The 13,923-nt window shown below is 36.0% G+C and carries 13 protein-coding genes; 9 read left to right on the plus strand and 4 right to left on the minus strand.

Annotated features, from left to right (window positions below):
• Positions 1 to 10 precede the first annotated feature (10 nt).
• From QLG01_RS12305 to QLG01_RS12315, 3 genes are read left to right on the plus strand one after another with little or no spacing between them, the layout of a single operon-like run.
• Entirely contained in the window at positions 11 to 418 is a 408-nt protein-coding gene (locus QLG01_RS12305; RefSeq protein ID WP_130172514.1) for a nuclear transport factor 2 family protein, read from the plus strand.
• Between the two features lie 38 nt (positions 419 to 456).
• Positions 457 to 1,173: an SGNH/GDSL hydrolase family protein gene (locus tag QLG01_RS12310; protein ID WP_282496541.1), complete on the plus strand. Its 717-nt coding sequence runs from the start codon at positions 457 to 459 to the stop codon at positions 1,171 to 1,173.
• 19 nt (positions 1,174 to 1,192) lie between these two features.
• Complete coding sequence (locus QLG01_RS12315) at positions 1,193 to 2,287, plus strand: alpha/beta fold hydrolase (protein ID WP_282496542.1); 1,095 nt, start codon at positions 1,193 to 1,195, stop codon at positions 2,285 to 2,287.
• A 63-nt stretch (positions 2,288 to 2,350) separates the two neighbouring features.
• On the opposite strand, the gene QLG01_RS12320 is transcribed toward QLG01_RS12315, so the two are convergent.
• Both QLG01_RS12320 and QLG01_RS12325 read right to left on the minus strand, forming a co-directional pair.
• On the minus strand, positions 2,351 to 3,196 hold the full coding sequence (locus QLG01_RS12320; RefSeq protein ID WP_192835686.1) for a metal-dependent hydrolase: 846 nt from the start codon (positions 3,194 to 3,196) through the stop codon (positions 2,351 to 2,353).
• 244 nt (positions 3,197 to 3,440) lie between these two features.
• Positions 3,441 to 3,914 carry a hypothetical protein gene (locus QLG01_RS12325; RefSeq protein ID WP_013197658.1) on the minus strand — a complete coding sequence of 158 codons (474 nt, stop codon included), beginning with the start codon at positions 3,912 to 3,914 and terminating at the stop codon, positions 3,441 to 3,443.
• Between the two features lie 223 nt (positions 3,915 to 4,137).
• On the opposite strand from QLG01_RS12325, the gene QLG01_RS12330 reads away from it, so the two are divergent.
• The 3 genes from QLG01_RS12330 to eno all read left to right on the plus strand — a co-directional run bounded on the left by QLG01_RS12330 (position 4,138) and on the right by eno (position 8,014).
• On the plus strand, positions 4,138 to 5,775 hold the full coding sequence (locus QLG01_RS12330) for a CTP synthase (protein ID WP_004792002.1): 1,638 nt from the start codon (positions 4,138 to 4,140) through the stop codon (positions 5,773 to 5,775).
• 30 nt (positions 5,776 to 5,805) lie between these two features.
• Complete coding sequence (gene kdsA, locus QLG01_RS12335; RefSeq protein ID WP_003652054.1) at positions 5,806 to 6,663, plus strand: 3-deoxy-8-phosphooctulonate synthase; 858 nt, start codon at positions 5,806 to 5,808, stop codon at positions 6,661 to 6,663.
• A 61-nt stretch (positions 6,664 to 6,724) separates the two neighbouring features.
• On the plus strand, positions 6,725 to 8,014 hold the full coding sequence (gene eno, locus QLG01_RS12340; protein WP_013197659.1) for a phosphopyruvate hydratase: 1,290 nt from the start codon (positions 6,725 to 6,727) through the stop codon (positions 8,012 to 8,014).
• Between the two features lie 76 nt (positions 8,015 to 8,090).
• On the opposite strand, the gene QLG01_RS12345 is transcribed toward eno, so the two are convergent.
• Positions 8,091 to 8,768: a YetF domain-containing protein gene (locus QLG01_RS12345; RefSeq protein ID WP_049836844.1), complete on the minus strand. Its 678-nt coding sequence runs from the start codon at positions 8,766 to 8,768 to the stop codon at positions 8,091 to 8,093.
• A 339-nt stretch (positions 8,769 to 9,107) separates the two neighbouring features.
• On the opposite strand from QLG01_RS12345, the gene QLG01_RS12350 reads away from it, so the two are divergent.
• Positions 9,108 to 9,485: a hypothetical protein gene (locus tag QLG01_RS12350; protein ID WP_282496909.1), complete on the plus strand. Its 378-nt coding sequence runs from the start codon at positions 9,108 to 9,110 to the stop codon at positions 9,483 to 9,485.
• Between the two features lie 23 nt (positions 9,486 to 9,508).
• Here the strand turns inward: QLG01_RS12350 and QLG01_RS12355 are convergent, their stop codons facing one another.
• Positions 9,509 to 10,189, minus strand: a complete 681-nt coding sequence (locus QLG01_RS12355; protein WP_282496543.1) for a hypothetical protein — start codon at positions 10,187 to 10,189, stop codon at positions 9,509 to 9,511.
• Between the two features lie 425 nt (positions 10,190 to 10,614).
• Between QLG01_RS12355 and QLG01_RS12360 the strand changes: the two genes are divergently transcribed.
• On the plus strand, positions 10,615 to 12,807 hold the full coding sequence (locus QLG01_RS12360) for a TonB-dependent siderophore receptor (protein WP_348994503.1): 2,193 nt from the start codon (positions 10,615 to 10,617) through the stop codon (positions 12,805 to 12,807).
• A 146-nt stretch (positions 12,808 to 12,953) separates the two neighbouring features.
• Positions 12,954 to 13,907: a helix-turn-helix domain-containing GNAT family N-acetyltransferase gene (locus QLG01_RS12365; RefSeq protein ID WP_282496911.1), complete on the plus strand. Its 954-nt coding sequence runs from the start codon at positions 12,954 to 12,956 to the stop codon at positions 13,905 to 13,907.
• The last annotated feature ends 16 nt before the right edge of the window (positions 13,908 to 13,923 follow it).

Below are 13,923 nucleotides of genomic sequence, written 5' to 3' on the forward strand. Positions count from 1 at the left end.
TAAAATAACAATGACACTTGAAACTACAAAACAGTCTTTAGAAAAATGGCATCACATGGTTCAGGCAGGTAACTTGTCCGATCTAAATGATTTACTGGCAGATGACGTAGTTTTTCGTTCACCAGTTGCCTATAAACCTTATGAAGGAAAGCAGGTCGTTTTCTTCATTCTTACCAATGTCATCCAAGTGTTCGAAAACTTTACTTATCATCGTGAGTTTTATACTGAAGATGGCGAGAATGTAGTGCTTGAGTTCAGCGCTAATGTCAGTGGTAAATCATTAAAAGGTATTGATATGATTCGTTTTAATGAACAAGGCAAAATTGTTGATTTTGAAGTAATGATTCGTCCAATGAGTGGCTTAGCTGCGCTGGCTGAACAAATGGGTATAAGAATTGCCAAGTTTCAACCACAATAATTTTAGTAAATAGCCTAAGTAAGATAGAGATTAATAGAATGTGGTTAAAACTTTCAACTTTAGCATTGTTACCTGTACTTTTTGTGCAGGGAACAAAGGTTCGTAAGAATACACCACGCTTGCTAGAGGCCAGTGGTGAAAGAGAAGGCACGGTTGGTAAGGGCAGACCATTGTCTCTGCTTATTGTAGGAGACTCTGCCGCAGCGGGAGTTGGCGTTGAAACACAACAAGACGCTTTATCTGGTGCAATTATTTCTGAGTTACAAGATCAATATTTGATAAATTGGAAACTTCATGCAAAAACAGGTGATACTACTAAGCAGGTTTTTCAAGCTTTACAGTATTTAGAGCCGCAAAATTATGATGTTGTTGTTACATCTATTGGTGTTAATGATGTGACAAAATTGACGTCGGCGAACTCATGGATAAAACAACAAAAGCAATTATTTGAATATATACAAGCACGTTTTCAGCCTAAACTCATTATTGTTTCAGGCGTTCCGCCCATGCAACATTTTCCAGCTTTACCCAATCCATTGGCTTGGTTGTTTGGAAAATACGCGGAGCAAATGAATCAAGTATTATATAAATGGGTAGAAGCACAAAATCAATTTAGATTCATTCAATATGATATTGAAAGTTTTCAAGCTTTGAATCTGCCTATGGCAAGTGATGGCTTTCATCCAAGCAAAGAAATTTATGCAATTTGGGGACAGCAGGTTGCAGCATTAGTGCGGCAATCATTTAACTCATAATCAGAGGTCGTGATTGGATATGGGCATATCTACTTTAAATAAAATTAAAGCTTTCGGTTCGGAATTGTTTGACTCAGTACTCGGTGCTGAACAGCCAAAAATCTATTATGACCCACAAGGGAAAATTAAAGATGTTTTGGATAAGTTGCCCCAACTTAAGCAGAAATATCGTCCTACACCATGGTTAACTAACAATCATGTCCATCTTTTATATTTCGATATTATTAGAAAAAAAACCATCAAGCTTGAATATGACCGTATTGAGCAACTCAGCATGAAAGATGGTGGCGTAACTGCAATTGCATGGTATGGCTATAATCTTCCGAAAGATACTCCCACGGTGGTTATCATGCACACCATTACAGGAACACCTGAAAGTATGCGTGAATTGGTGAGAGATATTCATCAATATACGGGATGGAGAATAGCACTATGCTTACGCCGTGGGCATGCGGGTTTACCTATGCCTGTACCACAGATTTCTCTTTTCGGATCAACAAGTGATCTTAAAGAGCAGCTTACGCATATTCAAAGTTTGTTTCCTGAATCGGATTTGTATGCAGTTGGTTCTTCTGCTGGCACAGGATTGTTAGTTCGTTATTTGGGTGAGCAAGGCACTGACACACCATTTAAAGCTGCTTTTGCAATGTGCCCAGGCTACAACACGGAGATTGGCTTTAAAAATGTTCACCCGTTTTATAGCAAAATGATGACCAAAAAGTTATTTAAATATTTTATTCATCCTTATCAAAGTACTTGGAATCAGATTGCTTCTTTAGAAAAAGTTCTTGCAACGACGAGTCTCGAAGAGTTTGAAAAAGAATACTTTGAAATGGCAGGCTTTCAGGACTATCAAAGTTATTGTCAGGCAATTAATCCAATTTATGTATTTGAAAATGTCAAAATTCCATTAATGATTCTTAATGCTGAAGATGATCCAGTATGCTCTATTAAAAATTTAGAGCCTTATAAAGAAACTATTCAGCAAATGAGTAATATTGCAGTGGTAACCACTAAAAAGGGAAGTCATTGTGGTTTTTACGAAGGTTGGAAAAGTACTTCATGGGCAGCCAAATTAATATCGAATTATTTTATGGTTGATCATAAAAAGTGACGGTATTGCCGTAATTGATTACATAAAGCCCATTCAATAGATGGGCTTTATGGTTTTATTGGATCAGGATAAAAGCAATTTCGGATCTTTCAGTTCAATTTTGATTTTGGTACTAGCAACGAGGTCTTTTTCATCTGTTTGGTTAGGGTGAAAATCAAATCGATAATAGTCAAAAAATTTAGGAATCAATGTTCTGTATTGCTTATTAGCAAAACTAAAGAACTTACGCCAAGATTTAAAATTAAGTAGTTGGCGATCTCGGTTCATAAGAACGAATTGATAGATTGTTGAGAAGCCCGTAATTAAAAATAAACTTAAAGTGAAGACGGTGATACGTGGCAGATATGCGCTTAGCCCACTTCCATACAAGTGTTCATAAAGATCAAAGGCCACAGCTTTATGCTCAGTTTCTTCAATACTATGCCATAACCATAAGTTACGAATAGTTGAGTCCGTCATCAGTTCATTAACAGACTGCATCATGCTTACTACAAGTACAGCGGTGTAGTGTTCAAGGCCTACCGTTACAAGTAGGTTCCATTTTTTACTAAAAACTTTTTCAATACTCTTTAAAACAATACCCGTTACTTTTTCTAAAGATTCTGGATCTAAACCATGTTGTTGTGCACTCACATGAAAAGCATGATGTTCTTTAGAATGCATTGCTTCTTGACCAATAAAAGCACTAATTTCACGATCTAGAAGTTCATTTGACTTTGCTTTTGCACGTAATGCTCGAACTGAACGAACAAAATATGATTCACCCTCGGGGAACAATGTAGATAAACCCGTAAAATAATGTGTAAAAGTGGGTTCGTTATTACACCAATAGCGAGGTACATTTTCAAAATTATAGTCCATACGACGGACTGGAAATGAGGCAGGCACGCGATTTGATACGGTATTCATTTTAAGCTCCAATCTTCTTTTAATTAAAGTTCCAAAAAGGAACTTGATTAAAAATTACATCTCAGAATAGGGAACGTCAATGCTTTTTCAAGTGAAAGGGGTAGGTTGTCCTAAATTGATATCTAGAAAAACTTTAAAGACAAATTGGAATAAAAAAAGTAAAACTGATGAGTGAGTTGATAATTTTAATAATAATTAAAAAGCCCAAATCAAGTGTTTAATTTGGGCATATTCATACGAGAACTTAGTTTTTAAGCGCTGGTGTAGCAGCAGCAATTGCAGCGGCAACAGCATCATCTTCAGTTTGAGATGGTTCTGCTGGCTTAGCAGGTTTAGACTGAGCTTTCTCAGGCTTAGGTTCTGCTTTTGGCTCAGGTTTAGGTTCTGGCTTAGGCTTCGGCTCTGCTTTAGGTTGTTCAGAAACAGTTGTTTGTGAATTTTGCTCAGAATGGGCAGGACGAGTTTCACGGCGAATTTCAGTTGTAGTATTCGCTGTTTCTTCGTGATGAACTTCGACTTGCGTTGGTTCCTGAGTTTGAGCTTCTTCAGTTTTAACACTTTCTAAAGACTCAAATTTTGCAGGTTCAGCAGGTTTAGGTTCCGAAACAGCTGTTTCAACCTTTTCTTGCTCTTCTTCTGGTGTTTCTTTTTTGACGCATGCGGTTAACAATAGTCCAGCCGCAATAGCAGCACAGATTAAAAGTTTTTTATTTGCCATTGTCCTAAACAACATTTAATTGAGGAGCTCGCATTATAACAGCAAAAGAGAATGAAAAAATCATGTGAGATTGACCTAATTTTTTATTAAAAATGCTGATAGAATAGCCAGTTGTTTAATGATCTTTGAATTGGTGCGGTTTGACTTTGCTTTATAGGGGCAGAGTACAGTAAAATTGCCCAACATTGTAGGCCGATTTCGGCTTGATTGTACGAGAAACTTAATGACCCATTTTATTTTTGTTACTGGTGGTGTGGTTTCATCGCTAGGTAAAGGTATTTCTGCTGCTTCAGTTGCTGCACTTTTGGAAGCCCGTGGCTTAAAAGTCACAATGGTTAAAATGGATCCTTACATTAATGTCGATCCGGGGACAATGAGTCCTTTCCAACATGGTGAAGTTTTTGTCACAGAGGATGGTGCCGAAACTGATCTAGACTTGGGTTATTACGAACGTTTCTTACGTCGTGCGAAAATGACCAAACTGAATAACTTTACGAGTGGCCGTGTTTATCAAGATGTTCTAAATAAAGAACGTCGTGGTGACTACTTAGGTGGTACGGTTCAAGTTATTCCGCATATTACTGATAATATTAAAGAACGTGTACTTCGCGCTGGTGAAGGTTACGACGTTGCAATCGTTGAGATTGGTGGCACGGTAGGTGATATCGAATCACTTCCATTTATGGAATCAGTTCGTCAGTTAATGGTTGAGCTTGGTCATAAACGTACCATGCTTATGCATTTAACTTTGTTGCCATATATTAAATCGGCAGCAGAGCTTAAGACGAAACCAACTCAGCATTCTGTAAAAGAATTACTTTCAATTGGTATTCAGCCAGATATTTTAATCTGCCGTACTGAATATGATGTAGATGTTGATACTAAACGCAAAATTGCATTGTTCACTAACGTGGAAGCGCGTGCCGTTGTGGTATGTAAAGATGCGAAAACGATTTATCAAATTCCACGTACTTTCTATGAACAAAACGTTGATGACTTGATCTGTGAGCGTTTTGGATTTAATGATCTTCCAGAAGCAAACCTAGAAGATTGGGACAATGTAGTAGAAGCATTACTCAATCCTGAATACACTTTACGTGTAGCTATGGTTGGTAAATATGTTGAATTACCAGATGCTTATAAATCTGTTAATGAAGCATTATTACATGCAGGCATCAAAAACCGTGTGAAAGTACAGATTGACTATGTCAATGCTGAAGAGCTTGAAAGCCAAGACGTTTCTATTTTGCAAACAGCTGACGCAATCTTAGTCCCAGGTGGCTTTGGTGAGCGTGGTACTGAAGGCAAAATGAAAGCTATTCAATATGCACGTGAAAACAAAGTTCCATTCTTGGGTATTTGTTTAGGCATGCAATTGGCTGTAATCGAATATGCACGTCATGTTGCAGCAATGCCAGAAGCATCTTCTACAGAGTTTAACCGTTCTACGAAGTATCCATTGATTGGTTTAATTACTGAATGGTTAGATGAGCGTGGCGAGTTACAACAACGTAGCGTTGAGTCTGATTTAGGCGGAACTATGCGTTTGGGTGCACAAAAATCTGAATTGGTTGAAGGCACTAAAACACGTGAAGTTTATGGTAAAGCAGAAATTACTGAGCGTCATCGTCACCGTTATGAAATGAATAACCGTTTCATTGAGGCGATTGAACAAGCTGGTATGAAGATTTCTGGTTACTCTTCGGCTCAACATTTGGTTGAAACTGTAGAAATTCCTGAACATCCTTGGTTTATTGCTGTACAATTCCACCCGGAATTTACAAGTTCACCACGTGATGGACATCCATTATTTGCTAGTTTTATTGACGCTGCGAAAACACAGCATCAAAAAAGTAAATAATGCGATTTTAAATAAACTGGGAAAGTTTAAATGTCACAATTAAAACCACAAGAAGTTGTACGTTTAGGCGATATACAAATGGCAAATCATTTGCCATTTGTATTATTTGGCGGAATGAACGTACTTGAATCAAAAGATTTAGCTTTCGAAATTGCAGAAACTTATGTTGATATCTGCAAACGCTTAGACATTCCTTATGTATTTAAAGCGAGTTTCGATAAGGCAAATCGTTCTAGTCTGCATTCGTTCCGTGGTCCTGGACTTGAAAAAGGTATTGAATGGTTAGGCGATATTAAAAAACATTTTAATGTTCCTATCATTACCGATGTCCATGAGCCGCACCAAGCTGAAGCAGTTGCAGAAGTAGCTGATATTATTCAGTTACCGGCTTTCTTAAGTCGCCAAACTGATCTTGTTGAAGCGATGGCAAAAACACAGGCTATTATTAACATTAAGAAAGCTCAGTTTTTGGCACCTCATGAAATGCGCCATATCCTGAATAAATGTTTAGAAGCAGGAAACGATAAACTAATTCTTTGTGAGCGCGGTTCAGCATTTGGCTATAACAACCTTGTTGTAGACATGCTTGGCTTTGACATCATGAAAGAAATGAATGTTCCTGTTTTCTTCGATGTAACACATGCGTTGCAAACTCCTGGTGGTCGTGCTGACTCGGCAGGTGGTCGTCGTGCTCAAATTACAACTTTAGCACGCGCTGGAATGGCAACAGGCTTGGCTGGATTGTTCTTGGAAGGTCATCCAGACCCAGAACATGCAAAATGCGATGGACCTTGTGCATTACGCATGTCACAGCTTGAGCCATTCTTGGCACAAATAAAAGAATTGGATACTTTGGTTAAAGGATTCAAAAAGTTAGACACCCATTGAGTTTTTACTCATTTACGCTGCTTTAATCGCAGCTCATATTCATTCAACAGAGGAATTGTTCATGAGCCAAATCGTTGACATCCGTGCACGTGAAATTTTGGACTCTCGTGGTAACCCAACCATCGAAGCAGACGTAATTTTAGAATCTGGGGTTGTTGGTCGTGCATGTGCACCATCTGGTGCTTCAACTGGTTCTCGTGAAGCTTTAGAACTACGTGACGGTGATAAATCACGTTACTTAGGTAAAGGCGTTAAAACTGCGGTTAACAACGTAAACACGATTATCCGTGACGCTTTAGTGGGCAAATCAGTATTTGAACAAAAAGACATCGATAATGCGATGATCGAACTTGATGGTACTGAAAACAAAGAAAAATTGGGTGCAAATGCAACTTTGGCTGTGTCACTAGCTGTTGCGCGCGCTGCTGCTGATGAAAAGAAAATTCCTCTTTTCCAATACATCGCTGACTTACGTGGTCAAAAGATTTTGACTATGCCTGTACCAATGATGAACATCATCAATGGTGGTTCACATGCAGACAACAACGTTGATATTCAAGAGTTTATGATTGAGCCAGTAGGCTTTACTTCATTTGCTGAAGCATTACGTGCTGGTGCTGAAATCTTCCATTCACTAAAATCAGTCTTAAACAAAAAAGGTTTAAACACTGCTGTAGGTGATGAAGGTGGTTTTGCACCAAACTTGCGTTCAAATGAAGAAGCAATCACTGTTATTCTTGAAGCTATCGGTCAAACTGGTTACAAAGCTGGTTCTGATATTATGTTGGCGCTTGACTGTGCATCTTCAGAATTCTACAAAAATGGTCAATATGTTCTTGCGGGTGAAGGCAATAAAGCATTCACAAGCAACCAGTTCTCTGACTATTTAGCAGGCCTTGTAAACCAATATCCAATTATCTCAATTGAAGATGGTTTAGATGAGTCAGATTGGGAAGGTTGGTCTTACTTGACATCTATCCTTGGTGACAAAATCCAATTGGTTGGTGATGACTTGTTCGTTACAAACCCTAAGATTTTACAACGTGGTATTAATGAGAAAGTAGGTAACTCTATCTTAATCAAATACAACCAAATTGGTACGTTGACTGAAACTCTTGATGCAATTTACCTTGCTAAAGAAAATGGTTATACAACTGTAATTTCTCACCGTTCTGGCGAAACTGAAGATTCAACTATTGCTGACTTAGCAGTAGGGACAGCGGCTGGTCAAATTAAGACTGGTTCACTTTGCCGTTCTGACCGTGTTTCTAAGTACAACCAATTGCTTCGTATTGAAGAATTGACTAAAGCTGCTTACCGCGGTAAAGCTGAGTTTAAAGGTTTAAACTAATCTTTAAATAAAAAGTTAAAATTAGTTTTTTAACATTTTAAGGTGCTATTTTTAATAAAAAATAGCACCTTTTTTATTATCCTAGACGACGGGTTTTTAACGACTTAGCCCAACTATGGTGTTTGCAACGAGAACATTCTTGATCGAGTGTATTTAGAATTTTCGTTTCACCACATTTCATACATGAATAAAAAGTATTGATTTTAAGTACGTCAGCTTTGCAATAAGCATCTGGGAATAGGGGGAGTCCCCATTTTACCTCTTCATCTTCATAGTAAAGTAAACTCAGGATACCGTCAGACTCTAATAAAGCTGTTCTTACTTGACCTAAATGTTCAACATTTTGTTGGCGCATCTCTGAGAAAAACTCATCATGTGAATATGATTGTTTCTGGAAATCTTTGTAAACCAAAAGTCCATCTTTGACTACACAGAGAGCTCTTCCTTCCAATAGGTCTTCAATTTTCTTATGCTTCACCATCGCCCAAGTTACAAGGCGATAGAGAAAAAGAATAACAATAAATGCGACAAAAGCATGTGCAATAGGTAAATCCTTAGTAAACATGGGATCGCCAGCTGCGGAACCTAAACATAAAATAATTGCGAGTTCAAAAAGGGAAAGTTGGCGAATACCCCGTTTACCTGATAGTCTTAAAAAACTAATAATAATGATAAACATGACGAAACATCGAACCAAAATTTCCAAAATAAAGGGCCAAGTCGTATCACCTATGAAAATATTAAAAAAATCCATTTTTTTCTCCCTTTTTAATAGGTAGAGGAAGTCTTTCTAAAATTCTTAGCAAATTAAAAATAGAAAAAATATACTTTTTAAGTTGTTGTTGGTTAAAAATTCGAACTTTATGTGATTTTGTATAAATTCCACTATTTAAAATATTTAATAAAATAAACATATAGTTGGAGCTTCAGTTGTATATGAAACAGCAAGAAAAATGATTGTTAAAATTATCAAATAAAATAAAAAATTTTGATCTGTATTGGCTAAATTTAGCCTCTCTATTTTTATAATATTTGGTCTTAATATGTATATGATATATTTTAATATTATTGTTTTTTAAGAGAATTTCATATGATGAGAAAGCAATATCATTTTAGAAAAGTTAAAAATGATACTTATATTTGGGATGTAGATAATTTAGTAGCATTAACTAGAAATTTTAAAGTAAAAGAAATTTTGCTATCAGAAATAAAAGAATTAAATGAACCCTACTGGTATCCAGATTCTTATCCCACCACTCAAGATATCATTGATCATATGATATTAATTCAAGAAACAGATTTGTCTTATCCAATAATACTATGTTCACAGGAAAGAATAATGGATGGTATGCATAGGGTAGGGAAAGCAAAAATTTTAGGTAAGGTTAAAATATGTGCTGTACGATTTGATAAAGACCCTCAACCAGATTATATTAATGTTGAGGAGGATGAACTGAGCTACGATGATTAATTATAAATAATTGCGAATATGATTCAGTGGCAATCAGGACTGTAGGGAATAGCGTCTAAACGTTTTTGAAAAACATTTGGATTCAGTATATTTTCATACATTTGTTGATATGTTCGTTTATGATCCTCAATATGATGATAATCAACGATTTCTTGAAGTTTATCTTTATATTCTATATGTCCCGCATGAAACATCGCTGCATAATGGCCCCACAGTGCATATTGATATCGTATGGCTGCCTTTGGAATTAAATTTATTTCGTTTAAATAGCTATGAGCCGTTTTTTCATAACATTCTTTTATTTCATGAGCATCTTTTTTCATTTTTCTTAAGAAAATACATTGCATCTCTTGTAGTTGTGAACTATCTGTTTTATTTAAAATTTTTTCGGTAACTATATATGCCTCTTTAAGGCAACCTAAGTGAATAAGCACCTTGCGTTTGGTTTTTAAAATATCTAAATTATTATCATTAGAGGGAATTTTTTTTAATAAGTTCTTAAATTTTATATAGGAAGTATCTTGGGGTTGCCCAGCTTTTAGACTGTAAACAATATCATTATACTCAAATATATAAGGGTTAGAAGGTGTATATTGTTTATGATTTCTCTCCATATTAATTATTTTTGAAGGGCTATCATCAGTAGGGTGATCACAAGCACTTAAACCTAAGCTTACTAAAGAAAACGCTAAAATTTTGTGCACTACAGTTTATACCTTTATTCTCTTTCATGAGATTTATGAAGAATAATAAAATATAAAAGAAAATACTGTGTAGTTTTTTATTTCTCATGTTCTTGAGCAGTTCGACAGTCAATTTGAATTTGAAAATTGGTTTATATATTTTTGAATCAATAATATAAAGCCTGTGGTTTCAGCATTATGCTTCAACAAGATCAACATTCAATCTGTTAGAAATCCAAATTTTGATGCGTGGATAGTGATTTTTTAAGGCAATGATGCATTAGCAATTTAAATTAAATAAATAAGAATAATTATTAACTTAAAGTTGATAACAATTATCATTCGTGTTAATTTTTGTGCCGAACTTTTACTACTGTGTAACAAGGAACAAGGTAGTGGAAGGCTAAAAATATAGTTCAGCACATTGGTTATTATGGAATTTTCTTATGTACAATCCGCCCTTTAGAAAAGCATTTAGAGTTCACCCTTTAGCAATTTCTATGGCTTTAACGGTACCTTCATTTGTTTATGCAGAACAAACCGAAACAACCACTTTAGCAACGATAAAAGTACAAGCAGAACAAGAAAATCCGGCCGTTACAGAAGGTTCAGGGAGCTATACAGCAAAAAGCACAAATACTTCTACAAAATTAAATTTATCTCTTCGTGAAACTCCTCAATCGGTCAAAGTATTAACCCGTGAATATTTAGATGATCGAAAAATCGATTCCTTTCAAGATTTAATGAATAATATTACGGGTGTTTCAACCTCACGTACCGATGAACGTCAAAGAGTTTATGCACGTGGTTTTGAGGTGGATTATTACTTAATTGATGGGATACCTAGTACTACAAACTTAGGTACTGGAGATTTAGATTTAGATATTTATGATCGTGTCGAAGTCGTAAAGGGTGCCAATGGACTAACCATAGGTGCGGGAAACCCAGCGATGGCGCTGAACATGATTCGGAAACATGCAAATTCAAAAGAACTCACTGGTAATGTCAGTACATCTTTAGGCTCGTGGAACTCTTGGAGTAGCTCAGCAGATGTTTCCACGCCACTTAATGCAGATGGATCATTGCGTGGCCGAATGTTTGTAAAACATTCTGATGAAAAATCATTTATGGATTTCTATGAGAAAGAACGTAATGTATTTTATGGTGCGGTTGATTATGATTTGAGTGATAAAACAAGCATGTCGCTTGGTGCAACTTATCAAGAGTTACATCGCGATGGTATTCGTTGGGGCGGTACACCTGCTTTTTATACTGATGGGACTCGTACCAATTTTTCCAGAGGCTTAACAGTAAGTGCACCTTGGACTTATTGGGATGTGAATACAGCGGCAGTATTTGCAAATTTAAAACAGAATTTATTTAATGACGTTAATTTAAATATTGCTTATACCTTCCGTAAAGAGGATACAGCTTCTATGTTGCTATATACAGCTGGAAAAGTAGACAAGGCAACCAATACAAGTCCATTAGAAAATCAAAATGATAATCAGGAGAATAAACCTGATTATGTTTCTGTATATGGTGCAAAAGCTGCAAATGAAGAAAACAATATTGATGTTTTTATCAATGCTCCATTTACGATTTTTAATCGTCCACAAGAAATCATTATTGGTGGATCGTGGAATAAAAATGAGAAAACAAGGGATATTTTTGGTGGATCTAACACAAACCAAGACATTGAAAAGTATTTAGGTGGACCACTTAACTATAATAATATGGCTCAAGAGTTGCTTCAGCCTGTTGTTTTAAATGGTAAAAATGCGCTGAATAAAACCACACAAACTGCTGCTTATGTTGCTGGTAAATTTCAAATTTTGGATCCTTTGAAAATTATTGCTGGGGCACGTTTATCTAACTGGGAGTATAAGTCTGAAAATGATAAAGGTAACCGTGAATTTAACAATGAATTAGCACCATATGTTGGCGCTATTTATGATTTTGCTCAAGATCATTCTGTGTATGCAAGTTATACAGAAATTTTTAAACCTCAAGAACGTAAAGATATAAATGATCAATATATAGATCCGATTACTGGTAAGAGTTATGAGGCTGGCTTAAAGAGCGAATGGTTTGGAGGGCGTTTAAATACAGCATTGTCAGTATTCCGAATAGAACAATCTAATTTTGCTGAATCGATACCCGACACGTTTATTATTCGCAATGGTATAAAAACCACAGAGCAGGCCTATCGTGCTGTAGATGGGGTTGAAAGTAAAGGTTTTGAGTTTGAAGCTGATGGCGAGATTAATGACAATTGGGGTATTAACTTTGGTATTGCTAATTTTGAAGCAAAAGATGCACAAGGCACAAAGGTTAATACGACAAACTCTCGAACAACCTCGAATCTATTTATTAAGTACAAACTTAATCAATGGAGTGCAGGGCTTGGTTTAAATTATAAGAGTAAATACTATACGGGTAGTGGAAGCTCTCGTATTGAGCAAGATGCATATGTTTTAGCAAGTGCGATGCTTGGCTATCAAGTGGATAAAAATATCAAACTTCAATTGAATATCGATAATATTTTTGATGAAAAATATTATGAAGGTATTGGTGCTAACTCAATGAATTGGGGCATACCACGGAATGCAACGTTGAGTGTTCGTTATAATTTCTGATTTAAACTCACATAAGAAAACGATTTATAAAAGTCCTCGAAAGAGGGCTTTTATTCTTTTTAAGCTGGTTTTAAAAGAGAAGAAAATCTTGACTTCTTTTTTATAAATATGGTTGTATTATACAACTATATTTTGAGTGTGCAGTGATGATTGACCAAAAAATTATTGATGAAATCCGTAGTTCATCTCGAATCATGGTTCGTGAATTAGGTTTTATGAGTTCAACTCTTGCTGCTACTGATTATTCTCCGTCAGCTGTTCATTCTTTACTTGAGCTTGAAAATAGAGGTTCTTTAACCGCTGTACAATTAGGACAGCTTTTAGGTCTAGAGAAATCGAGTGTGAGTAGAATGTTGCTTAAACTCATTAAGGCTGGTGAGATTAAAGAGGAACAAGATAAGAATGATGCCAGACTAAAAGTGATTAAACTTACACCGAAAGGAGTGGATACTGTAAGAAAAATTAATAATTATGGAGAAATGCGAGTTATTCAAGCCATTGAAAAGTTAAACTCTTCTGAACAACTTATTATTGCTCAAGGTTTGACAGCCTATGCTGAATCTTTAGTAGACTGTCGAGGTAATAAAGATCTTATAGATAACAATACTATTGAAATTGTGAGTGGCTACCGCGCAGGTATGATTGGCAGAATCGCAGAAATGCATGGTACTTATTATTATGAAAATTATAATTTTGGACCTTTTTTTGAAGGAAAAGTGGCTACCAATTTAGCTGAGTTCTCTAACCGTCTTTATAAAGACTCTAATAATATTTGGTTGGCAATAAAAAATAATAAGATTGTGGGTTCTGTTGCGATTGATGGTGAAGATTTAGGAAATAACGAGGCTCATCTTCGGTGGTTTATTTTAAGTGACGATTGTCGAGGACAGGGAATCGGCAAAAAGCTATTAAAAGAAGCAATAAACTTTTGTGATCAAAAGCAATTCTCTGCTGTTCAATTATGGACGTTTAGTGGCCTTAGCGCCGCAAGAAAACTTTATGAAACTTTTGGTTTTAAGCTGACGAATGAATGGGAAGGAGACCAATGGGGCAACACCATGTTAGAGCAACAATTTACACGGGTAAATAATGGAAATTAACCATAAGCTTTTCTCG

It is taken from the genome of Acinetobacter sp. V89_4, from assembly GCF_029967875.1.
GTDB classification, from domain to species: domain Bacteria; phylum Pseudomonadota; class Gammaproteobacteria; order Pseudomonadales; family Moraxellaceae; genus Acinetobacter; species Acinetobacter oleivorans.